Here is a 22,089-nt window from a genome sequence, read left to right on the forward strand (position 1 = left end):
CTATTTTATTGGGTGATCATGGATCGCACCGTGCTGTGCGGGCTGACTGGCCTGTTGCCGCATACCAAGCGCCCATTGAGGACGAATGCCCCGGTATTGAGGCCGGGAGCCTTGCCAGACAGTCGGAGCGAGGCGCCTCTCTTGGCTGGAAAACACTCTCGGACAGGCGTGCGGCTGCGATTTGCGTGCCGCATGAAGAACGATCTTCTGCAAAATCTCAGCGCGCTGCGGCCTGTTTTCCGCATGCCCTGACATCTTGAAATAGAGGACAAGACAGGTGCCCAAGCTAACCACGCAACAGTTGTTCAGCCCCACCGTGCTTCTGGCGCTGGCTCTGATGGCCATTATCGTGATGATGATCCTGCCGATGCCCTCCTGGGTGTTGGATGTGGGTCTTGCCGCCTCTTTCGGGCTGGCGATCCTGATTTTCACCATCACTTTGTTTATCGAGAAACCACTGGATTTCTCATCCTTCCCGACGATCCTGCTGGCGTCCTTGATGTTGCGGCTTTCGCTGAACGTTTCTTCGACCAAGCTGATCATCGGTCAGGGCCATACCGGCACCGATGCCGCCGGGGATGTGATCCAGGGCTTTGCCCAGTTCGTGATGGGCGGCAGCGTCTTCCTGGGCCTTGTGGTCTTTGGCGTGCTGTTGATCGTGAACTTCATGGTCATCACCAAGGGCGCCGCCCGTATGGCCGAGGTCGGCGCGCGTTTCGCATTGGACGGGATGCCCGGTAAACAGCTGGCGATCGACAGCGACATGTCCGCCGGGGCCATCGACCATGCCACCGCCCGGGCTCGCCGGGAGAACGACCAGCGCGAGACGACCTTCTTCGGCTCGCTGGACGGTGCATCGAAATTCGTCAAGGGCGATGCGGTTGCCGGTCTTCTGATCACCCTGTTGAACCTGGTCATGGGCCTGGTCATGGGGGTGCTGGTGCATGGCATGCCGGTTGGCAGCGCCTTTGAAACCTATGCCATCCTGACCGTGGGCGACGGCCTGGTTTCGCAGATCCCCTCGGTGATCATCTCGATCGCGGCAGCGCTGCTCTTGGCGCGTGGCGGTGCCACCGGCGCCACCGATATCGCGCTGTTCGAACAGTTCGGCAAGCACCCTGCCGCCCTGACCACGGTTGCGGTCCTGATGGTGATGTTTGCCCTGGTGCCGGGCCTGCCGTTCCTGCCCTTCATCACTGGCGGCGCAGTTCTTGGCTTCCTGGCCTATCGCATCCAGATGAAACGACAGGAAGCCGAAGAGGCCGAGGTGGAAGAGCAGCTGGAAGAGGCTGCCAACCCCGAGCCCTCCAAGGCACTGGGTGACATTCTGGATCTCGATGACCTGCATTTGGAGTTTTCGCCCGATCTGGTCAGCATGGTTCTGGATTCAGGCACCGGTCTGGATGCGCGGATTGCCAATATGCGAACCCATATCGCCACCAGTTTCGGCCTGATCCTGCCGGAGATCCGGCTGACGGATCAGGCGGATCTGGAAATGGGAACCTATGTGATCAAGGTTCAGGGCGTCGAGCAGGCCCGTGGGACCCTGCATCCCGATATGGTTCTGGCATTGATGCCCGACAACCATTCGGCTCTGCCGCCGGGCACCGATGTGACCGAACCCGTTTACGGCGCACCTGCACGCTGGATCTCCAGCAAGAGCCAGGACGAGGCTGCCGTGGCCGGTGCCACGGTGGTGACGGCTCCGGAAATCCTGGCGACCCACCTGCTGGAAGTGATCAAGCAGAACTTCTCGCGCCTGTTGACGCTGAAGTCGCTGCGCCGCCTGCTGAACGAGATGACCGAGCTGTCGGATGCGTTCCGGGCCGAGGCCAACCGCAAGCTGCTGGACGACCTGGTGCCCGACAAGGTGCCGATGGATGTGCTGCATTCGGTGTTGCGCCTGTTGCTGGACGAACGCGTCTCGATCCGCAACATGCCCTTGATCCTGGAAGCGATTGCCGAGGCGCGCGTGCATGTCACCCAGCCCGAGTTGATCTGCGAACATGTGCGTCAGCGCATGGGCTTCCAGCTGGTGTCCGAGATGAAGCGAGAGGATGGCACGATCCCGCTGGTGCAGCTTGCACCCGAGTGGGAGGATACCTTCTCGACCTATCAGGTGGATACCCAGAACGGCGGTCTCGATATCGCGCTGCCGCCCGATATGTTCAACCGCCTGGCCGAAGGGCTGAGCGAGCGGCTGACGACGATCACCGAACAGGGGGTCTTTGCCGCGGTTGTCACCTCGACCCGCCGCCGTCGCTATCTGCGCACCATCCTGAAGTCGCGCGGCATCACCAATCCGGTCCTCTCCTTCGAGGAAATCGGCCTGGAGGCGCGCCCCGCCTTGGTGGGCATGGTGCAGGCATGAATCCTCTGGATCTCCCACCAGAGCTGGTGGCGCTATTCGGCGCCACCTTCTGGCATGGGGCCATGGTGTTTCTTCGGATCGGGGCGATGACCGCGGTCCTGCCCGCCTTTGGCGAGCAATATGTTCCGACGCAGATCAAGTTGGCCATTGCGCTGGCCTTCACCGCGATTGTGGCGCCCGCGCTGCCGCAGATGCCGATCCCGACAGGACCGCTGCAATATGCAGGCTATGCCGTCAGTGAGGCGGTCATCGGTCTGGCGCTGGGGGTCGGGATCAGGCTGTTCGTGCATGCCATCCAGACCGCAGGAACCATTGCTGCCCAAAGTACCTCGCTGTCGCAGGTTCTGGGCGGTATCGGCGCCGAGGCGATGCCGGCCCTGGGCGCGGTGCTGTTGGTGTCTGCTCTGGCGCTGTCGGTGATGTTGGGGCTGCACGTGCGGGTCGCGCAGTTCATGATCTACTCCTACGACGCCTTTCCGGTGGGACTGTTTCCCGGCGCGGCCGGGCTGTCGGAATGGGGCGTCTACCGGATCTCGCAAAGCTTCTACATGGCCTTCACCTTGGCGGCGCCATTCCTGATCACCGCGGTGATCTACAATTTGACGCTTGGCGTCATCAACCGGGCAATGCCGCAGCTGATGGTGGCCTTTGTCGGTGCGCCGGTGATCACCTTTGGCGGATTGTTCATCCTGATGATCGCCAGTCCGATGATTCTTGATGTCTGGTATCGGGCCCTGATGGGCTTTCTTGCGGATCCGGGAGGCAACATGCCATGAGCGGCGGCCAGGACGACGATTCAGAGAAGTCATTTGAGCCGACGGAGGAAAAGCTCCGGAAGGCGCGGGAAAAGGGTGAGGTTGCCAAGTCCACCGACCTGTCCGTCGCAGCGGCCTATGCGGGGCTTCTGGTTGCTCTTTATGCAGCGGGCAGCGGCATGATGGAAGGCTTCGGAACCGCCCTCATGTCCTTGCTGGATCAACCGGATCGTCTGGCCGAACTTGTTTTTTCCGGCTCGGGAACCGCACCTGTGGGCGGTTTGATGATGGCCCTGGCCACACCGCTTTTGCCGATGTTCGTCGTGCCCTTCGCCGCGGTGCTGCTGTCGATCCTTGCTCAGCGCGCCATGGTATTCGCGCCCAGCAAGCTGGAACCCAAGGTCTCGAAGATCTCGATCATTTCGAACGCGAAGAACAAGTTCGGCCGGGCCGGGCTGTTCGAGTTCTTCAAGAGTTTCCTGAAGCTTGTCCTCTACTCGATCTGCCTTGGCCTGTACCTGGGCTACCGCATGCCGGAGATGATCGCCTCTTCGGGCACCGGTGCCTTCTCGGTCGTGATGATGCTGTCAAAACTGGGGATGGAGTTTCTGATTCTGTCGCTGCTGATTGCTCTGCCGATCGGGGTGATCGATGCCACGTTCCAGCATGCCGAACATCGGCGCAAGAACATGATGTCGCGCAAGGAAATCCAGGACGAGATGAAGGATTCCGAAGGCGATCCGCACATGAAGGGCCAACGGCGCCAGAAGGCACAGCAGATCGCCATGGGGCAGATGCTGGCCGATGTGCCCAAGGCCGATGTGGTGATCGTCAACCCGACCCATTATGCGGTTGCCCTGCAGTGGAGCCGCGAACAGGGGTCGGCGCCCAAATGTGTCGCCAAGGGTGTGGATGAAGTCGCGGCGGCCATCCGTCGTGTCGCCAATGAGAACGCGGTGCCGATCCACAGCGATCCGCCCACCGCGCGGGCCCTGCATGCCACCATCGAGATTGGCGAGGAAATCATGGAAGAACACTATGCTCCGGTCGCGGCAGCGATCCGCTTTGCCGAGGCAATGCGCGAGCGGGCCAAAGGAAGGATCTGATGAAACAAAAAATGCTGGATCAGATGGCAGCCGTCACCGCGGCGCAATACCTGCGGGAACATGCCCGGATCAAACCGGTTCTTGACGAAGAGGCCCGGCTGCGTGGCCAGCTGAACAAGCTGAAGGCACAGGTGCAGGAGACGCGGGCCCAGGCCGAGGACAGCCACGCCATGAAGGCCCTGGGGGCCGATCTCCTGTGGGAAGGCTGGCACACGCGGACACGGCGGCAACTCAATACTGAACTGGCTCAGGCCACCGCCAAGAAACTGGTCGCCATGGACAAGCTGCGCAAGAGCTTCGGTCGCAAAACCGCGATCCAGGATATGGCCAAGGCCGAGCGCGACCGGACCAAAGCCGCCCGGATCAAGGCCCTGCAGGAACGGCTCTTGTACTAGAGGGCAAGCTCATCCAGTCACCGCGCCTTGAAATCCATGGGGTTCAAGGCGTGGGACCATACCCGCATTTCAGATAATCGAAGCGTACTGAGCCTCGGCGTCAGATAGGAATACCCAGCCATGCCTGCGCAGCCTGGGATCAGAAACGAAGAACGGCCGGAACATTATGTTCCGGCCGTTTTCCATTCTTTGATTTGCCTGGCTCGGTTCAGACGTCCTGGCGTGTGATGTCCATGATCAGGACATCATAGACATCCTTGCCAAGTTGCTGCTGCGCGGCCTCGCGCAGGGCGGTGCGCAGAGGGTTCATCACATCCGAACGGGTGAAGGCGCCGCGGAAACCGCCCATGTTGGCGTGATCGAACAGCACCTGCAGGAAGACATCGCGCAGTTTCGGTTCATACATGCGAATCTTCTCGGCCATGCCAGCCTTGGTTTCCAGGCTGAGCGTCACCACCACCATCGATGTCAGCGCATCACGCTCCACGACCGGAACGATGAACTGATTGGGCAGTTTGATGAACTCGTGCTCGGCCGGCTGGTTTTCCGGATCCGATTCTTCTGGCTCGGCCTTGGGACCATCGTGCGCTGCGGCCATCTCGGGTTCTGGCGCCGGAGCAAGCACGATGCCCGCACCGATTCCGGCGCCGACACCGACGATCAACAGGATGACAGGCAGTAACTTTGAAAGCATGACTTACCTCAGAATGGCAGGATGGCGTCCAGGACCTGCTGGCCGTAACGCGGTTGCTGCATGTCAGTGATCTGGCCACGTCCGCCGTAGGACACACGGGCCGATGCGATCTTATCATAGGTGATTTCGTTCTGGCGGCTGATGTCCTGCGGGCGGACATAGCCAGTTACCAGCAGTTCGCGCATCTCGAAATTGACGCGCAACTCCTGCGAACCGCTGATCGCCAGAACGCCATTGGGCAGAACATCCACAACGGTGGCTGCCACGCGCAGTTCCAGTTTCTCGCTGCGTTTCACCGAGCCCTTGCCCGAGGCGGCGCTGGAACTGCCGAGTTCGACGGCGTTGGCGGCGGAGGCGCCATCAGGCAGTTGTCGGTCCAGGCGCTGCGGCAGGCCCAACAGCTGCGGCAATTCCAGGCTCTCGGAGCCGGAGCGCGAGCGGGCGGTGTCGTTCTTGATCTCTGCGGTTTCGTCGATCTCGATGACCACCGTCATGATATCGCCCTTCTTGATCGCGCGGCGATCTCCCAGAAGCGAGTTCTGCGATCCGCTCCACAGGGAGGCGTTGTCGACCGCGCGTTGCGGCTGGCTGTCCACGGGCAGCCCTTGCCACAGCATGGCAACATGTTCGGACGATTCGTTGGCCGGCGAAAAGGATGGCGGCTTGCCGATATGGTCTGCCCGTCCGCAGGCGCCGAGGATGATCAGCCCTGCCAGGGCAGCTTTTGAAGAGAGTGCACGGTTTTTCATTATTTTACCTCGACGGAGCCATCGGCCGCGATGCGTCCGGTTACGGTGGAGCGTGATGCCAGGTTCATCACGCGGATCAATTCGCCTTCCGAGCCGCGCCCCAGCGCGCGCCCTTCGGCGGAAATGGTGAGCCCACCCTGGCGGAAGGTCAGGATGACCAGGTCGTTGCGCTCTATGATTGCCGGAGGGCCGATATCGCCCGGCCGCAGCGGGCGACCGGGATATAGCGCGACCCGGGCCTCCAGCCCGACGACCTCGCTGGGATCCGACAGGGCACCCAGGACCTCTCCGGGTTTGAGCGCAAGATCGTGTGCCGTCAGGATTTCCTTGGGCCGAATCGTGCGGACCGGCACCAGAACATCGGCGGCAGCACTCTGCGCGATCAGCGCGGCAAGGAGGGCGAGCTTGAGTTTCATCAGCGGACCTGTGTGGTTGCGCCCATCATCTGATCAACGGCCGAGATGACCTTGGCGTTCATTTCATAGCCGCGCTGGGCTTCGATCAGTTCGGTGACTTCGCGCACCGCATCGACCGAGCTGGCCTCCAGGTAGCCCTGACGCAGGGTGCCCAGACCATCCTCGCCCGCGGTCGAAACCACTGCCGGTCCCGAAGCTTCGGTCACGGTGAACAGGTTGCTGCCGATCGCTTCCAGCCCCTTGGGGTTGGAAAAGCCAGACAGGGAGAGCTGACCCAGCAGCTGGCCTTCGGCGGCTTCGTCGAAATAGGCGTAGACTTCGCCTTCGGCGTTGATCGAAATGCTGCGCGCATCATCGGGAATGGTGATATCGGGCGCCACCGGGTAGCCGTCGGAGGTGACGATCAGCCCTTCGGCAGAGCGTTTCAGGGCACCATCGCGGGTATAGGCCGCCTGACCCGAGGGCAGGGTGACCTCCAGATAGCCCTTGCCGTCAATTGCCAGGTCAAGGTCGTTCTGGGTTTCCTGCAGGGGGCCTTGGGCCAGGTGCAGCGAGATGGCTGCCGGGCGCACACCCAGGCCAACCTGCACGCCGGTTGGCAGCACAGTGCCATCCGAGGCGTTCACGGTGCCTGCGCGCGACACCTGCTGATAGTGGAGATCGGCAAACTCTGCCCGCCGCGCATTGTAGGCGGTGGTGTTCATATTCGCGAGGTTGTTCGAAATGGTTTCAACACGCAGTTGCTGCGCGCTCATGCCGGTGGCTGCGATTTTAAGGGCACGCATGGTGTCTCTCCTACTTGATCAGGTTCTTGATGGCGGCGCGAATGCGCTCGTCCTCGGTGGACAGGAAGCTTTGGCCCATTTCATAGGCCCGCTGGATTTCGATCATCCGTGACACCTGATGAATGGCATTCACGTTGGATCCTTCGAGAAATCCCTGAAGGATGCGCCCATCCAGCGCCGGTTCCACATCGCCATCGACGCGGAACATCACGCCGTCTTCACGGGACATGGTGTGTTTTTCGACCGGCTTGAACAGGCCGATCTGGCCCAGGGGCTGGCCATCGGCGCTGATGGTGCCATCGGTGCCGACCTGAACCGATTCGGCATCCGTGGGCACAAAGACGGGCGCGCCGCCGGCATCCAGCACCCGGTGGCCATCCATGGTGACGAGATCACCCTCGGCACTGGCGGAAAAGGCGCCGGCGCGCGTCAGACGTTCGCCTTGCGGGGTTTCCACCATGAAGAAGGCATCGCCTTCGATGGCAAAATCGAAAGACCCGTTCGTCTTGGTCAACTGGCCCTGTTCAAGCGAGGTGTTGTGAATATTGGCGCGTGCCATGGACATGGACTGCTGGCCCGGCGCGGTTTTCACGTATTCGGAAAAGATCAGCCCTTCGGAGCGGTATCCGGTGGTGGCCGCGTTGGCGATATTATTCGCCACCACCTGCATTTCGCGCATCAGCCCGCTTTGACGGGAAAGGGTTGCATAGCCCGCGGTTTCCATCAGGAACCTCCAGAAATCAGGGGAATGACGTGACCATTGAAAAAGGCCACAAGTGTTTGTGTCATGAAACCCATCGAGACCCAGAAGACGACGACGATCGCGGCCAGTTTCGGCACGAAGGTCAGGGTCATCTCCTGAATCGAGGTCAAGGCCTGGAACAAGCCGACGGCCAGGCCCACGACCAGCGCCACCACGAGAATCGGTGTGGACATCATCACGGCCGCCCACAGGGCTTGGCGCAGTGTGTCGTAGAACAGGCCCTCGTTCATCATGGCTTAGACCGGCATCCTCAGGATTTCCTGGTAGGCCTCGACGACCTTGTTGCGCACGGTCACGGCGGTCTCAACCGCCAGTTCGGTCTGCGCCAAAGCCTGCACCAGGGCATGCGGATCGCCGTTGCCGGTCATCGCCTGCACCGAAACCTGCTCGCTGGTTTTCAGGGTGTTGGTGAAGTTTTCAAAACTTGCCTTGGCCCGTTCGGTGGCGCTGTTGGCGACAAAATCCGGGTCGGCCTGCGTTGCAGGGCGGGCGGCGGCATAGCCGCTTGTGGCGGAAAGAGAGCGAATATCCATTCTGGATCTCCTGGTTCAGGGGGTGTTATTTTCTCAAAAGGTCCATCAGGGACGCGGACATCTGCCGGGTCTGATCGAACATCTTCAAATTGGCTTCATAGCTGCGCTGGGCTTCGCGGGCGTCCGCGATCTCGATCATCAGATCGACGTTGGAGCCCTGGTAGTGACCGCTGTCATCCGCCAAGGGGTGCGACGGGTCGTAGACCTTTTTAAGATCGCTGCGGTCCAGCGTGACGCGACCGACCTTGACCGCTTCGACATCGGTGTTGAGGTCGCGCATCGCCTGAAAGGGAACGGTCTTGCGGCGGTACCCGGGGGTGTCAGCGTTTGAGATGTTTTCCGATACGTGGCGCAGGCGGGTGGCCTGGGCCTTCATGCCGCTTGCGGTCACGCTGAGTGCATTTCCAAATTCGCTCATTGCTCAACCCTCATCTAGCTGCGTTGAATGCTTGCGCGCAGGATGTTCATCGACGACTTGTAGATCGCCATTGCCCGATCATGCTGACGCTTGGTTTCAACGCTTTTCAGGATTTCCGTTTCGATCGCCACGGAGTTGTCGTTCGGATCAGCACCGGCCGCCGATTCGGTGACGGCCCAGTCCATGCCAATGCCCGCCGTGCCGTTCAGATGCGACGCACGGCTGGCGACCATGTCGCCGGGCCGCGCATTGGCGGCGTAGACTTCCTTGAAGGGTTTGATGTCCTTGGCGTGATAGCCAGGAGTATCCGCATTTGCGACGTTCTGTGACACCAATGCCTGGCGTTTCCCGGCATGGGTCGCCATGGCATATGCAATCTTGAAAACATTCAGTTCCGTAAACACCGGGGCTTCTCCCTCGATCGATTTCAATCAAGGCTTAACCCCGATTCCTTTAAAAACAGTTTGCGGGAAACAATTGGAGGCCTGGATCATGATTGCTGAGCTGAAAGCAATGACCGAAGAAATCGCGAGCACGCGGCTGGCAACTCCCATGGGGCGGGTGATTGGAATTGCAGGTGGCGAGATCCAGATCTCCGGCCTGCAGACCATTGCACGCATCGGGGATCGGCTGGTTCTGCGCCGTGGGCCCAAAGATGAGTTGCACGGCGAAGTGCTCAAGATTGAATCTAATCAAATCAGTATGTTGTCTGACAAGACACCGGATCGCGTTGCGATTGGGGATCCTGTCCTTCTTTATTCCGCGCCCGAGTTTTGCCCCAGTGACAACTGGATCGGCCGGGTCATCGACCCCTTCGGAGAGCCGCTGGATGAGCGGCCCTTGCTGCGCGGCCCCGAGGCACGGGACATTATGTCTCCGCCGCCCAAAGCCGCCGGACGCCGCCATATGGGAGAGCGGCTGAGCACCGGCCTGTCGGTTCTCAATACGATTCTCCCCATCGTGCGCGGTCAGCGGATCGGTCTGTTTGCCGGATCCGGTGTTGGTAAATCGACGCTTCTGGCAAAACTTGCGCAAAACATGGAGGCCGATGTGGTCGTCATGGCGCTGATTGGTGAGCGTGGACGTGAGGTCAATCATTTCGTTGAGCAGGTCCTGGGGCCGGAAGGCATGAAGCGCTCGGTTGTCGTGGCGGCAACCTCGGATCAGTCGCCGCTGGTGCGTCGCCGCTGTGCCTGGTCGGCGATGACGATTGCGGAACATTTCCGCGATCAAGGAAAGAATGTGCTGCTTCTGGCCGACTCGGTCACACGTTTCGCAGAGGCGCATCGGGAAATCGCTGCCGCCTCTGGTGAGGCGCCGGCGTTGCGCGGTTTCCCGCCCTCGGTCACGCCGCTGATCACCGGCATGTGCGAACGCGCCGGACCGGGCAGTGGCGATCAGGGCGATATCACCGCAGTGTTCAGCGTTCTGGTGGCGGGTTCCGACATGGATGAGCCGATTGCAGATATTCTGCGCGGTGTTCTGGACGGTCACATCGTGCTCAACCGTGAAATCGCCGAACGGGGCCGTTTCCCGGCAATCGATGTGTCGCGCTCCGTATCGCGCAGCCTGCCATCCGCGGCATCCAAGGAAGAGAATGAACTGATCCTCGAGGTGCGCAAGTACCTTGGGTCTTACGAACAATCCGAGGTGATGATCCGCGCGGGTCTCTATTCCGAAGGCAGTGATCCCACCCTGGATACGGCAGTCAAACTCTGGCCGGATCTGGACGGGTTCTTTGGCCGGGATGAGGCGGGCGATGTGCAGGGCAGCTTTGACCGCTTGAAGCTTCTGTTGCGCCGGGCGGCCGGGGGGCGGCGCTGAACAGAACGCGCGCCTCACCATCCGGCGGGCGCGCATTGCCATGGGTTAACAAAAAAGGTGGACCTGATCGGGTCCACCTTTTTTGTATGAGTGTCAGCTGGGGCTAATTTCAGTACTGTTGCAGCAGCATCAGCGCGGTCGAAGCGCTGGATTGGGATTCCTGAAAGTCGGCAAGCTGAGCCTGAGCAAGATATCGGGTCGTCAGCTCTTCCATCCGTTCCGGGTCGGCGAAGACACTGAGGTCGTCGGTTCCAAGGTAGGTTTCGGCCCGATCCTTGAAGATGCCGAGTTGTTGGTCGATATCAAGCTGCAAGGTGCTACTTGGCAGGTTGAACATCGTCTGGAACATCTCTTGAAGGGCGGGCTGGCCGATCACGTTGTACCATTTGGTATTGATCGAGGTCGGTTCGCCATCCTCTTTGAGGTCTGTCGCGATGTTTACCAATTCACGTTCAGCGAAGAGAGCAATACGCATGGCTTCGTCCTGCTCGCCGACCGCAGCTTCGAAAGACTGGGTCTGGTTGGAAAACACGATGTTGTTCATGTCTTCCAATGAGCCGGTTTTGGGACTGTCCCCGGGGCCGAAACCAAAGGCTTCTGTGAAGGCAACCCAGCGATCATCGCCCAGCTTGTTGGCCAAAGCGTCATCCGCCGAGGACCCTTCTTCCAGAACCTTCTGCACAAGGGCCTTCATCGGGAGCTGATCGTCCAGGCCGAAGGCTCCGAGAGCAACCCCCAACAAGCGGCTATCCTTGACCAGATCGCCTGCTGTTTTGACGTTTCCGATATTCTCAAGGAAGTAATCGCTCTCACGCTCGAGAACGGGATCCTTGGAGAAGGTCTCGAATTGCTTGTCGTAGGTCGATTGCAGGAATTTCCAGCCTGCAATGCCTTCAGCAGGGATGATCGGCTGATAGAGTATCATGACGGGCGGATGGCCATCAGGCGTTCTTCGCGCGGCAGCAGGGCCCGCAGCGCCTTCAGGCAGCGATAATGGTTGTCACTGAGCAGTGCGTCCGTTGCCTCGGCCAGTGCGGCGCGGCTGTCGGGGTCGGTGAAGACCTGGCTCAGTTCTTCGATACGGCGCAGCATCGGCAGGCGATCTGCTTCGGGATCGATATCGCCCGAGAGCACAAGCTGAGCCGCGTAGCAGACACGACGAACCGGCGTGTTGGCTTCTTCGGGGTTGATGGCATCGCGCAGACGCAGGATGTTCGCGTCAGGCGTTACAATGGAGAGACGGCTGCGCCGATCTCCGTTTTCAATGACAGCGCCATTCACGAGGACGCGTTCTTTTGGGGCGAGTTTAAGGACCAGACCACTCATTCTTCAGGATGCTCCACTGCGGAGGCCACGCATGATGGCCGTATTGATTTCTACCAAGGGGCCTACTCCCGCTTTGCGAGAGAGTACCTTGCTGGTGTACTGATTGGTGAACGCCGCGAGATACAGGATTTGCTCTTTGAGGTCTTCGGGAAGGCCATTATCGGAGCTGATGATATCGGTCTGAAAAATCTGCCAGAGTTTGCGATTTTCATGAACAGCTTCGGCAAGAGCGGAGAAACCGGTTCTTCCTTTTTTGGATGCGTTGATCATCCGGTGCGTAATCCGGGCGATCGCCTCGAACTCCAGGTCTTTCGGGGTGCGTGTCGGGGCTTTTGCCGACGCATAGGCGCGCTTCGCATTCAGAAGGGCATTCACGTTTTTTTCCTAACGTACTGTTTCTTCAGGTTCTCTGAGAATAGAGGACCGGGGCGCGCCAGGCGCGCCCCGGATCAGGCCGTTTAACGGAACAGCTGCTGCAGGGCCTGCGGTGCCGAGTTGGCAATCGACAGGGCCTGAACACCCAGCTGCTGCTGAGTCTGCAGGGCCTTCAGGCGTGCGGACGCTTCTTCCATGTCGGTGTCGACAAGGGCGCCGACGCCGGATTTCATGGCGTTGGACAGCTTGGTCACAAACTCCTGCTGATCTTCGATGCGCGCAGCGGCGGCACCCAGAGTTGCGGCGGAGTTCACTGCGGTCTGGATGTGAGCTTCGATGTTTGCCAGCGAGGCTTCAGCGTTGGTCGAGTCGCTTACATCGATGTCGCTCAGGTCCAGGTTGCTGGTGAAGTCCTGAGCTGCGACGGTGATGTTCGCCGCAGTGATACCAGAGCCGCCTGCGTTACGGTCCAGCGAGGACAGAACGGTCAGGTTGGCGTTGCTGCCGTCAACAGTGGAGTCGTTCAGCAGGTTGGTGCCGTTGAACTGAGCCGCAGCAATGATCTGAGTCACCTGGCTGGTCAGCTGAGTGATCTCGTTGCCGATCTTGGTGTGGTCAACGTTTTCACCGGTTGCCGTCACGACTTTTTCTTTGATGTCGTTCAGGATTTCGGAGATCTGCTCCACACCGGCCAGAGCAACGTCAACAGTACCTTCACCCAGTGCCAGAGAGTCGGAAACAGCGTTGAAGCCTGCAACATCCGATTCCATGACTTTGGAAATCGCCCAAACTGCCGAGTTGTCTTTGGCAGAGGCGATGGTCTTACCGGTCGAGATCTGGTTCTGCGCGTCAGTCAGGTTGTTGTTGATGCTCTGAAGAGTCTGCAGAGCAACCATTGCGCCATTGTTGGTCAGAATGCTGGTCATAGCTTTTATTCCTTTAGCTTAGGTGAGGCTTTTTCGCCTCGAGGTTTTCCCTGCCCCGAAGGGCGATTCGTGACGTCTTTCTGACAATGCGTTCAACCGACCGGTTTTCGCGCCACCTCGTTTCCCGAAGTGCAAGTGGACTTTGCCGCGATATTTGCTAAGGGAGTGCTAATGCGGAAAAGTACATTCCGTAGAATTTTCCCTAAATTGCATCGGCTTACGCGCGCTTCTCCAGTTTCTTGGTTAGGCGGGTGCCGTAGCGGGTCTTGCGGCCGGTGCTGTCATAGACATCCAGTCCCTTGCGTACGCGGCGCAGTTCAGCCATGCGGGCTGCGACGGAGCGAATGCCTTCCATCGCGCTTTCCAGGAGGTCCTGGTTGCGCACAACTTTGGTCTGGACCTGCGCCAGGGTCTGCTGTTCCAGATTCGAAATCGTGTTCAGCTGGTCGATCGCCTCTTCTTTACGTGCGAGGATCGATTCCATCTGCTTCAGGTCACCTGTCATCAGAGCGCTGCGCTCTTCATCAAGGATGCGATCCAGCGCATCGATGAATGCTTGGGGATCAGTCTTGGACATTTTGGGTCTCCTTCAGGGCGTGGTAGAGTGATTCGGCCAGGCCAATGCCGCCGGCCTTAGCCATTTGTTCGGCCTGGGCGCGAACGAGAAAGCTGGAAAACTGATCTTCGCCAGCGCCTCCGCCAAAGCCATCACGGGATTCTCCAAGGCCGGCGGCTTTCAACATTTCCGCGAGAAATGAAGCCTCTAGATCGATTGCGGCCTTGCGCAAGGGATCCTCGGCCGTGGGGTTGGATGCCTTTGCAAGGGCGGCACTTGGCAGCTGTTGCGACAACGGGGGTAATACTGGATCTGACATTCTGGCCTCAGAGCGAAAGAAGTTTCGAATTGCATCGATTTTTCAGAGACTGCGACAGAACCGGTTAAAATTGCCGTAACCGCTTTGCTGTAGACCGGGGGCATCGAGATAGAACGTCTGGAAGCCCATGCACAGCACATCACTTATAGGCCAAGCCCTTGGCGGAGCCACCGGGACCAAGGCCTCAACAGCCTCTGATACATCGCAGGATAGATCCAAGGTCATCGCCGCGAAGTCTTCAAAAGAGCGCCCATTTGCCGACTATGTAGAAGGCGCTTCCAGCAAGGCTGAAGCCGTTTCCGCCCCGAGCCAGGACAAGCTGGCACAGGAAAAGCCGGAAAGCGGGGCGGTGAAACAGGGGGCTGTGGACACACCGGCCTCCGACGGGGAAGTCGTTGCAGGGCAGAATCAGGCAGCGTCTGAGGAAACGCAGATTGTCCAAGCCGTTGATGCAGATCTGACCGAAGCTGAAATCGCTGAGGCAGAATTTGCCGGGGCCGATGGATTGGCAGCGGATGCGGCGTTGCGGAGCTCACGGGCAAGCGGCGAATCGAGCGGGACCACACAGTCCGCGGCTCAGCCGATCCAGGACACGCCATCATCCAAGCTTGCATCCAAAGAAAGCGCCTTGCCCACGGGCAAAGAACTGCCTTCTGACACGGGCACATCCCAGTCGTCTGATACCGAGGCTGACGCATCTATGCGCGAGCGACAGGCGCAACCGGTTGCTGCTGCTGGAAAGGAAACCCTGGCGAGCCAGGCCCCGGAACGAATCGGCGCAGGTGACAAGACGGTTGCGCAGTCCGAAGTATCGGTTGACCGCAAGGCGGAGATGCCCGCATCAGCGCAGGCCGGACAGAGCCGCTCGGACGGGCAGACTGCACGCACGGCAACAGAGACAACTGCACGCACGGCAACAGAGACAACTGCACGCACGGCAACAGAGACACCTGCACGCACGGCAACAGTGACACCTGCACGCACGGCAACAGAGGCAACTGCACGCACGGCAACAGAAGCAACAGCACGCTCGGGATCGGAAGGGGCTGCACGCGCGGCCGCGCCGCAGAGCGAGGCGCAGGTAAAGGCGCAGGCAGCATCCAATGCCGGACAGGTCAAGCCAGGCCAGGGCGCGGCGACGGCCGAAGCGGCGGTGACGGCGGAGGCCGAATCGCTGCGAGCGGCGGGTGAAAAGCCATCCGACGCGCGGGCAACCGCTGCACCGTCCACCGCGGCGAACACGACCCAATCCGCGTCGCAGTCTGTGTTCCAGATGCAGGTGCAAAATGCCGAAACCGGAGAGGCCCGCAAATCGCGCTACCGCATCCGGGACGGCGCTGCACAGCCTGTCGCGGAGGTAAAAAACGCAACGCCAGCACAAACGGCCACATTCTCGGCGGCGCCCACAATTGGCGCGGCCATTTCCCTCAGCCAGCCCGTGCAGTCTGTGACGGCCAAGTTTTCGCAGAACCCGTCTCTGATCGCTGATTCGGTTGCCGGTCAGGCCAGCCTGACGGCGGATCTTCCCGGTTTGCCGCAGCTTCTGACCGAAGCTGTGTTCCAACCGGGTGCCACCCATCGAGTCGAGATGCCGCGCATGATCGCCACCCAGCTGGCCGAGGCCTTTGCAGCCAAGGGTGAGCGCAACATGGATGTCTCGCTGAACCCCGAAGAACTGGGGCGCGTGAAGATGCGTGTTTCGACCAGTGACACCGGCATCGTGATGACCATCCAGACGGAACGCCCCGAAACCGGTGACTTGATGCGGCGCCATATCAACGAACTGGCCGAGGAATTCCGCCGCATGGGGTTCCAGGACATCTCGTTTGAATTCAGCAGCGGTGAGTCCTTCGGTGGACAGGCAGAGCAAGGCCTGGGGGGTGACGGCGGCGGCACGCTTGGCGGGACCGCAGAGATGGCAGCGAGCGAGGTCGCAGCCGATTCAGAAAAGCAAAATCTCCAGCTGGGCTCCTCCGGCATGGACATGAGGGTATAGACGATGACTGATGCTGTAAGCGCGGCAACAACCGCAACGACGACTCAGACCAGCAGCGCTCAATCTCAGCGCGCAACCGGGCTGACCTCTGATTTCGAGACCTTCCTGAAGATGCTGACCGCTCAGGCGCGGTATCAGGATCCGCTGGAACCGCTCGATTCGACCGAATACGCATCGCAACTGGCGCAGTTCTCGATGGTGGAACAGCAGGTGCAGGGCAATGAGACCCTGGTGGCCATGCAGAATCAGCTGGGCCTGTCCAATATGGCGGCGATGTCCGGCTGGGTCGGCATGGAAGCGCGGGTATCGGCGCCTGGCTATTTCAACGGCACGTCGCCTGTTGTCGTTTCTCCGAATCCCGCCGCCAGTGCCGATGCGGTCACGATGATCGTTCGCGACGCCGACGGCGCCGAGGTCAACCGGATTGCACTGCCCGTCGCGGCCGAACCCTATTCCTGGGATGGCACCGATGCGGATGGCAATACGGTGGAGGAAGGCAGCTACACGTTCACCATCGAAAGCCGCCGCGGCGACGATGTGCTGCTGTCGGATCTGGCCGAGGTCTATACCGAGGTGAAGGAAACCCAGATGCTGGGCAACGATGTGGTCTTGATTACCGAGGGCGGCTCGGCAATCTTGGCCTCCTCTGTGACAGCCCTGCGCAACCGCGCCACGGACGCCTGATCCACCCCTGACCGGGTCCGCTATTTCGGTTGCGCGCTGTCGTTCTGACGGCCCGCATCCGTGGGCGCTTGCCAATGGGAGCGGACCCTGCCAGCCCTGTCATGTGACTTCAACGCCCGGTTCCTGGCGCATCTGAATGGCCTGGGGCTGGATGCGTGCACACCTCGGATCCTGACCGGGGGGCGGTCGAACCATGTCTGGCGCATGGGGCCCCTGGTGGTGAAACTCTACCTCCAGGATGGGAACAACCCGCTGTTTGCCAATGATCCTGAGTGTGAGATGGCCGTGCTGCGGACCCTGGACCACACCGGGATGGTGCCGCACCTGGTGCGTGCGGGCTGTTTCGAAGGGCATCACTGGCTGGCCTATTCCCATCTCGAAGGCGGTCCCTGGCAAGATGGCACCGCAGCCGTGGCCCTTCTCCTGGGGCGTTTGCATGCCCAGCCTGTATTGGCGGGCCTGCCCGAGGGCGCCAATGGCAGCGCGATGCTGGGGGCGCAGGCCGAAGACATTTTGGCGCGCTGCCAGGCGGGGGCGGATCTGCGCCCGCTGCGCCCGGTCGGAGATGTGCCGCCGACACCAGACAAGAGTCTCATTCACGGCGATCCCGTGCCGGGGAATTTGGTGGCCCATCGGGGTCGGTTGACCCTGATCGACTGGCAATGCCCCAAGATGGGCGATCCGGCCGAGGATCTGGCGCTGTTCCTGTCTCCGGCCATGCAGGTCCTTTATCGCGGCGCACCGCTCAGCCGGGACGAGGCAGAGAGCTTCCTTGCAGCCTATCCCAACCGCCCTGTGGTGGCGCGCGTGCAGGCGCTTCTGCCCTGGTTTCATTGGCGTATGGCCGCCTATTGCCTGTGGCAGGCAGAGCAGGGCGGATCTCAGGACCGGGAGGCGATGCGGCTGGAATTGGCCGCGCTTCAGTCCATCAGCCCCAGTATGGCATAGGCGGGCAGCATCAAGGCCCGCCGCGCGCGGCCCAGGGGAAACTTGCCCATGCTCTGCATCACCGGCGAATAGGGCAGCGCGGGCTGCTGTCCCTGCACCAGATCCGACAACAGCCGCCCGGCGTAGCTGCCCATCGCAACCCCGTTGCCGTGATAGCATAGACCGGCAAACAGGCCCGGCGCACCGGGAACCGGTCCCACAAAGGGCACCAGATTGCGCGCCATCGACACCATCCCGGACCAGACATGAGTGGCTTCCACATCGCGCCACGCGGGGAAGAGATCCTCGAAGTGTTTGCGCAAGGCTTGCCGGATCCCGGCCTCGGCACGGGGCGAGGCAAAGAGACCGCCTCGCATGCCGAACAGGAACCGCCGATCCGGCATCAGGCGGAAGTAGTGCAGCAGGTTGCGGGTGTCATAGGCCATCTGATCGCTGAACCAGCCCTGCGTCTGCAGCTCTGCATCGCTCAGCGGGCGGGTCACCATGACGGTGGATTGCGCCGGGATGTAGCGCCCCGACAGCCAATCGGGCAGCCCGTCCCAGGAATAGCCATTGGTGGCAATGATCACCTGTTTCGCTTGCAGGCTACCTTGCGGGGTGGTCAGGACATGGCCATTCGGAGCCGAAGTCAGGTTGGTCACGGGGCTTTTTTGATACAGCGTTGCGCCCGCCCGTTGCGCGGCCTCCGAAATGCCGAACAGGTATTTGCGCGGGTTGAGGCCAAATCCGGCAGGCGTGGTCAGCGCTCCAAAAAACTGCCCGTTCAACCCGTGTTCGGCAAGTTCCGGCTGTTCCAGAAGCTGCACCGCGCCGCCATGGGCTGCGATCAACTCCGCTTCACGGCGCAAGGCCGTCATGGCGCGCGGGCTATGCGCCATCCGGGTTTCGCCCTTGGAGTGGGTGTCTGCGTCGATCCCGTGCCGGTCCAGGAGGCCCCGCACCAGATCGATGGCGGCCATCTCACCGGCTGCATAGGTTTGGGTGGCCTCTTCGCCGTATTTGCGCTGCATGGCGGCGCCGGACAGTTTCGCTCCGCCCAGGCAGCAAAAGCCGCCATTGCGCCCGGAGGCACCCCAGCCGGGGGTCTCGGCCTCCAGCAGGGCGACCTTCACCCCGGCCTCTGCCAGGTGCAGGGCGGCGGACATGCCGGTGAAGCCACCGCCGATGATCGCCACATCCGCACTGATCTCCCCGCTCAGCTGCGGCCAGTCGGGGGCCGCGATGGTCTCATCCCACCAGCAGCCGTTGCGCGGCTCTGGCCCGTAGGCGTAGTCCGAGAAGATCCGCCGCATCAGGTGCGGGCCGCTTCTTGTTCGTCCCGTTTCTGGCGTACCATCTGGTGCTTGGTCACCAGCGACGTGGTGATGACACCCACCGTGACGATGGCGATCATGATGGTCGAGAGCGCGTTGATCTCGGGGGAGACACCAAGGCGCACCGCCGAGAAGATCTTGATCGGCAGGGTGGTGGCCGCAGGCCCCGAGGTGAAGGAGGCGATGACCAGATCGTCCAGCGACAGGGTAAAGGCCAGAAGCCAGCCGGAAATCACCGCAGGGGCGATGATCGGCAGGGTCACAAGGCGGAACGCCTCTGCCGGGGAACAGCCGAGATCCAGCGCGGCCTCTTCCAGTGACCGGTCAAAGGTCACCAGCCGCGAGGAGACCACCACTGAGACATAGCACATGGAAAAGGTGGTATGGGCCAGCACGATGGTCAGCACGCCGCGATCAAGGCCGATCCCGATGAACAACAAGAGCAGTGACAGGCCGGTGATCACTTCGGGCATCACCAGCGGCGCGTAGATCATGCCGGAAAACAGGGTACGGCCAAAGAACCGCCCGCCGCGCACCATGACATAGGCCGCCATGGTGCCCAGGACCGTCGCGATGGTCGAGGAGAAGACCGCGACCTTGATGGTGACCCAGGCGGCATTGAGGAAGGCCTCGTTCTGCATCAGCTCGCCGTACCATTTGGTCGAGAAGCCTGCCCAGACGGTGACCAGCTTGCTTTCGTTGAAGCTGAAGATCACCAGGATCACCATGGGGATATAGAGAAAGGCAAAGCCCAAGCTCAGCGAGACGGTGTTGAACCAGCTCATGCGATTCATTGCTCGGCCTCCTGTTGCTTCTGCTGGTTGCGCTGGAACAGCACGATGGGCACGATCAACAGCAAGAGCAGTACCACCGCCACCGCCGAGGCAACGGGCCAGTCGCGGTTGGAGAAGAACTCTTCCCACAGGACCTTGCCGATCATCAGCGTGTCAGAGCCGCCGAGCAGCGACGGGATCACGAACTCACCCAAGGTCGGAATGAAGACCAGGAAACAACCCGCGACGATGCCGGATTTCGACAAGGGAACGGTCACCAGCCAGAAGGCGGAGAGGCGCGAACAGCCCAGATCCTCGGCCGCCTCGATCAGGGAATCGTCCATCCGCTCAAGCGCGGCGTAGATCGGCAGGATCATGAAAGGCAGGTAGGTATAGACGACGCCGATATAGACGGCGGTGTTGGTGTTGAGGATCGTCAGCGGCTCGTTGATGACACCCAGCCACAGCAGGGCCTGGTTCAGGAAACCCTCGTTCGACAGGATCCCCATCCAGGCGTAGACCCGGATCAGGAAGCTGGTCCAGAAGGGCAGGATCACCAGCATCATCAGCGTGGCGCGCCATTCCTCGGGGGCGCGCGCCATGCCATAGGCGATGGGATAGCCCGCCAGCAGCGTCAGCAGCGTCGAAAAGAAGGCGATCTGCAGCGAGCTGAGATAGGCCTTCCAGTACAGATCATCCTGGGTCAGCCAGACGAAGTTCTCGAAATCCAGCTCGGACAGGAAGGCCCAGAGGCCCGTGGCCCAGTCGAATTGCGGCATATAGGGCGGGCGTGCCAGCGCCACATCGGACAGCGAGATCTTCAGGACGATGGCAAAGGGCACCAGGAACAGCGCCAGCAGCCACAGGTAAGGGATGGAGATCAGGGCAAAACGGCGCATCAGTCAGCCAAGAGAACGCCTGCCGTGGCGGTCCAGGACAGCCAGACAGTGTCTTCCCAGGTAAAGGCCCGGCGCGAAATGCGGCGGGTATTGGCGGTCTGCGCCTTGATCACCACGCCCGAGGGCAGCTCCACGTGATAGGTGGAGATATTGCCGAGATAGGCGATATCCAGAACCTTGCCTTCGACCGCATTGTCGGCACCGTCGGGGCGTTCGGCAGAGATGGTGACCTTCTCGGGGCGGATCGCCAGATGCGCGGTCTGCCCGTCCGAAAATCCGGTGGCGGTCTTGACGGTCAGCGGCTCAGCGCCCTCGCGCCAGTGCAGCGCATAGGTCGCGTCACCGGTCGGTTTGACGGTGCCTTCGATCAGGTTCACATCGCCGATGAAGTCGGCCACATAGGTCGAATTTGGCGCCTCGTAGATGTCGGCAGGGGTTGCGACCTGGATGATCTTGCCGTTGTCCATCACGGCCACGCGGCTGGCGACGGTCATCGCCTCTTCCTGGTCGTGGGTCACGATCACGAAGGTGGTGCCGGTCTTCTCCTGGATGTCCATCAGTTCGAACTGGGTATCCTGGCGCAGCTTCTTGTCGAGCGCGCCAAGCGGTTCATCCAGCAGCAGAAGTTTCGGCGCCTTGGCAAGACTGCGGGCCAGTGCCACCCGCTGCCGCTGCCCGCCCGAGATCTGATGCGGCTTGCGCCGGGCGAATTTTTCCAGCCGGGTCAGGCGCAACATGTCGCTGACGCGGGTTTCGATCTCAGCCTTTGATTGACCCTCGCGCTTCAGGCCAAAGGCGATATTGTCCCAGATGCTGAGATGCGGAAACAGCGCATAGGATTGGAACATCATGTTCACGGCGCGCTTGTTCGGGGGCACCGGGGCGATGTCCTGGCCGGACAGGAAGATCTTGCCCTCCGTCGGGGTTTCAAACCCTGCCAGCATGCGCATCAGCGTGGTCTTGCCACAGCCCGAGGGCCCGAGCAGCGCAAAGAACTCCCGCTCGTATATGCCGATGGTCAGATCATCGATGGCAGTGAAGTCACCAAAGCGTTTGGTCACATTTTGGAATTCGATCAAGGGCTTGGCCTCGGGATCGTTCCAGGGTTCAAAAACGGGAAGTGTCAAGCCGGCCCCCCTGCGCGGTCAAGGTCCAAAGCGGCGCG

General features: G+C 60.9%; 27 protein-coding genes. 8 read left to right on the forward strand and 19 right to left on the reverse strand.

The genetic code is table 11. The features are described 5' to 3' along the window. Positions 1–337 precede the first annotated feature (337 nt). Genes flhA through PXK01_RS02220 form a run of 4 tightly spaced genes read left to right on the forward strand, consistent with a single transcriptional unit; the run spans position 338 to position 4,627 of the window. Positions 338–2,371 carry a flagellar biosynthesis protein FlhA gene (flhA, locus tag PXK01_RS02205; protein ID WP_446728415.1) on the forward strand — a complete coding sequence of 678 codons (2,034 nt, stop codon included), beginning with the start codon at positions 338–340 and terminating at the stop codon, positions 2,369–2,371. Next, entirely contained in the window at positions 2,368–3,147 is a 780-nt protein-coding gene (locus PXK01_RS02210; RefSeq protein ID WP_274858689.1) for a flagellar biosynthetic protein FliR, read from the forward strand. The genes flhA and PXK01_RS02210 overlap by 4 nt, the downstream gene beginning before the upstream one ends. Next, positions 3,144–4,232 carry a flagellar type III secretion system protein FlhB gene (flhB, locus tag PXK01_RS02215; RefSeq protein WP_274858690.1) on the forward strand — a complete coding sequence of 363 codons (1,089 nt, stop codon included), beginning with the start codon at positions 3,144–3,146 and terminating at the stop codon, positions 4,230–4,232. The genes PXK01_RS02210 and flhB overlap by 4 nt, the downstream gene beginning before the upstream one ends. Beyond that, entirely contained in the window at positions 4,232–4,627 is a 396-nt protein-coding gene (locus PXK01_RS02220) for a hypothetical protein (RefSeq protein ID WP_274858692.1), read from the forward strand. Before flhB ends, PXK01_RS02220 begins: the two co-directional genes overlap by 1 nt. Before the next feature lie 208 nt (positions 4,628–4,835). On the opposite strand, the gene PXK01_RS02225 is transcribed toward PXK01_RS02220, so the two are convergent. From PXK01_RS02225 to PXK01_RS02265, 9 genes are read right to left on the reverse strand one after another with little or no spacing between them, the layout of a single operon-like run. Then, positions 4,836–5,321, reverse strand: coding sequence for a flagellar basal body-associated FliL family protein (locus PXK01_RS02225; RefSeq protein ID WP_274858693.1), 486 nt, complete (start codon positions 5,319–5,321; stop codon positions 4,836–4,838). A gap of 8 nt (positions 5,322–5,329) precedes the next feature. Continuing rightward, a complete protein-coding gene (gene flgH / locus PXK01_RS02230; protein ID WP_274858694.1) occupies positions 5,330–6,070 on the reverse strand; it encodes a flagellar basal body L-ring protein FlgH in 741 nt (246 codons plus the stop codon). Continuing rightward, on the reverse strand, positions 6,070–6,486 hold the full coding sequence (flgA, locus tag PXK01_RS02235; RefSeq protein WP_274858695.1) for a flagellar basal body P-ring formation chaperone FlgA: 417 nt from the start codon (positions 6,484–6,486) through the stop codon (positions 6,070–6,072). The genes flgH and flgA overlap by 1 nt, the downstream gene beginning before the upstream one ends. Further along, positions 6,486–7,271: a flagellar basal-body rod protein FlgG gene (flgG, locus tag PXK01_RS02240; RefSeq protein ID WP_274858696.1), complete on the reverse strand. Its 786-nt coding sequence runs from the start codon at positions 7,269–7,271 to the stop codon at positions 6,486–6,488. The genes flgA and flgG overlap by 1 nt, the downstream gene beginning before the upstream one ends. Positions 7,272–7,281: 10 nt before the next feature. Next, positions 7,282–7,995: a flagellar hook-basal body complex protein gene (locus PXK01_RS02245; protein ID WP_274858697.1), complete on the reverse strand. Its 714-nt coding sequence runs from the start codon at positions 7,993–7,995 to the stop codon at positions 7,282–7,284. Further along, positions 7,995–8,267: a flagellar biosynthetic protein FliQ gene (locus PXK01_RS02250; RefSeq protein WP_274858698.1), complete on the reverse strand. Its 273-nt coding sequence runs from the start codon at positions 8,265–8,267 to the stop codon at positions 7,995–7,997. The genes PXK01_RS02245 and PXK01_RS02250 overlap by 1 nt, the downstream gene beginning before the upstream one ends. A gap of 3 nt (positions 8,268–8,270) precedes the next feature. After that, entirely contained in the window at positions 8,271–8,567 is a 297-nt protein-coding gene (gene fliE, locus PXK01_RS02255; RefSeq protein WP_274858699.1) for a flagellar hook-basal body complex protein FliE, read from the reverse strand. Positions 8,568–8,592: 25 nt separating this feature from the next. Further along, positions 8,593–8,985, reverse strand: coding sequence for a flagellar basal body rod protein FlgC (gene flgC / locus PXK01_RS02260; RefSeq protein WP_274858700.1), 393 nt, complete (start codon positions 8,983–8,985; stop codon positions 8,593–8,595). Positions 8,986–8,999: 14 nt separating this feature from the next. Continuing rightward, positions 9,000–9,389: a FlgB family protein gene (locus tag PXK01_RS02265; RefSeq protein WP_274858701.1), complete on the reverse strand. Its 390-nt coding sequence runs from the start codon at positions 9,387–9,389 to the stop codon at positions 9,000–9,002. A gap of 88 nt (positions 9,390–9,477) precedes the next feature. On the opposite strand from PXK01_RS02265, the gene PXK01_RS02270 reads away from it, so the two are divergent. Continuing rightward, positions 9,478–10,809, forward strand: a complete 1,332-nt coding sequence (locus PXK01_RS02270) for a FliI/YscN family ATPase (protein ID WP_274858702.1) — start codon at positions 9,478–9,480, stop codon at positions 10,807–10,809. Positions 10,810–10,918: 109 nt separating this feature from the next. On the opposite strand, the gene PXK01_RS02275 is transcribed toward PXK01_RS02270, so the two are convergent. The 6 genes from PXK01_RS02275 to PXK01_RS02300 all read right to left on the reverse strand — a co-directional run bounded on the left by PXK01_RS02275 (position 10,919) and on the right by PXK01_RS02300 (position 14,311). Further along, positions 10,919–11,734 carry a DUF1217 domain-containing protein gene (locus PXK01_RS02275; protein ID WP_342456172.1) on the reverse strand — a complete coding sequence of 272 codons (816 nt, stop codon included), beginning with the start codon at positions 11,732–11,734 and terminating at the stop codon, positions 10,919–10,921. Further along, a complete protein-coding gene (flbT, locus tag PXK01_RS02280) occupies positions 11,731–12,135 on the reverse strand; it encodes a flagellar biosynthesis repressor FlbT (protein WP_274858703.1) in 405 nt (134 codons plus the stop codon). Before flbT ends, PXK01_RS02275 begins: the two co-directional genes overlap by 4 nt. A 3-nt stretch (positions 12,136–12,138) precedes the next feature. Next, the gene (gene flaF / locus PXK01_RS02285; RefSeq protein WP_274858704.1) at positions 12,139–12,510 is read right to left on the reverse strand and encodes a flagellar biosynthesis regulator FlaF; all 372 of its coding nucleotides are present in this window, start codon (positions 12,508–12,510) and stop codon (positions 12,139–12,141) included. A gap of 83 nt (positions 12,511–12,593) precedes the next feature. After that, entirely contained in the window at positions 12,594–13,436 is an 843-nt protein-coding gene (locus PXK01_RS02290; RefSeq protein ID WP_274858705.1) for a flagellin N-terminal helical domain-containing protein, read from the reverse strand. Between the two features lie 217 nt (positions 13,437–13,653). Further along, positions 13,654–14,013: a flagellar export chaperone FlgN gene (locus PXK01_RS02295; RefSeq protein WP_274858706.1), complete on the reverse strand. Its 360-nt coding sequence runs from the start codon at positions 14,011–14,013 to the stop codon at positions 13,654–13,656. Continuing rightward, positions 14,000–14,311: a rod-binding protein gene (locus PXK01_RS02300; RefSeq protein ID WP_274858707.1), complete on the reverse strand. Its 312-nt coding sequence runs from the start codon at positions 14,309–14,311 to the stop codon at positions 14,000–14,002. Before PXK01_RS02300 ends, PXK01_RS02295 begins: the two co-directional genes overlap by 14 nt. A 700-nt stretch (positions 14,312–15,011) precedes the next feature. Here PXK01_RS02300 and fliK point away from each other — a divergent pair. From fliK to PXK01_RS02315, 3 genes are read left to right on the forward strand one after another with little or no spacing between them, the layout of a single operon-like run. Beyond that, positions 15,012–16,307 carry a flagellar hook-length control protein FliK gene (gene fliK / locus PXK01_RS02305; RefSeq protein ID WP_274858708.1) on the forward strand — a complete coding sequence of 432 codons (1,296 nt, stop codon included), beginning with the start codon at positions 15,012–15,014 and terminating at the stop codon, positions 16,305–16,307. Positions 16,308–16,310: 3 nt separating this feature from the next. Beyond that, on the forward strand, positions 16,311–16,991 hold the full coding sequence (locus PXK01_RS02310) for a flagellar hook capping FlgD N-terminal domain-containing protein (RefSeq protein ID WP_274858709.1): 681 nt from the start codon (positions 16,311–16,313) through the stop codon (positions 16,989–16,991). A gap of 60 nt (positions 16,992–17,051) precedes the next feature. Further along, positions 17,052–17,939: an aminoglycoside phosphotransferase family protein gene (locus PXK01_RS02315; RefSeq protein WP_274858710.1), complete on the forward strand. Its 888-nt coding sequence runs from the start codon at positions 17,052–17,054 to the stop codon at positions 17,937–17,939. Here the strand turns inward: PXK01_RS02315 and PXK01_RS02320 are convergent. Genes PXK01_RS02320 through PXK01_RS02335 form a run of 4 tightly spaced genes read right to left on the reverse strand, consistent with a single transcriptional unit; the run spans position 17,912 to position 22,051 of the window. Beyond that, positions 17,912–19,231: an NAD(P)/FAD-dependent oxidoreductase gene (locus PXK01_RS02320; RefSeq protein ID WP_274858711.1), complete on the reverse strand. Its 1,320-nt coding sequence runs from the start codon at positions 19,229–19,231 to the stop codon at positions 17,912–17,914. The two genes, PXK01_RS02315 and PXK01_RS02320, sit on opposite strands and share 28 nt — an antisense overlap. Continuing rightward, a complete protein-coding gene (locus tag PXK01_RS02325) occupies positions 19,231–20,046 on the reverse strand; it encodes an ABC transporter permease (RefSeq protein WP_274849329.1) in 816 nt (271 codons plus the stop codon). Before PXK01_RS02325 ends, PXK01_RS02320 begins: the two co-directional genes overlap by 1 nt. Next, positions 20,043–20,924, reverse strand: coding sequence for an ABC transporter permease subunit (locus PXK01_RS02330; RefSeq protein ID WP_274849331.1), 882 nt, complete (start codon positions 20,922–20,924; stop codon positions 20,043–20,045). The genes PXK01_RS02325 and PXK01_RS02330 overlap by 4 nt, the downstream gene beginning before the upstream one ends. After that, complete coding sequence (locus PXK01_RS02335) at positions 20,924–22,051, reverse strand: ABC transporter ATP-binding protein (RefSeq protein WP_274849332.1); 1,128 nt, start codon at positions 22,049–22,051, stop codon at positions 20,924–20,926. The genes PXK01_RS02330 and PXK01_RS02335 overlap by 1 nt, the downstream gene beginning before the upstream one ends. Positions 22,052–22,089 lie beyond the last annotated feature (38 nt).

Source organism: Phaeobacter sp. PT47_59, assembly GCF_028890025.1.
In the GTDB taxonomy this organism is placed as follows: domain Bacteria; phylum Pseudomonadota; class Alphaproteobacteria; order Rhodobacterales; family Rhodobacteraceae; genus Phycobacter.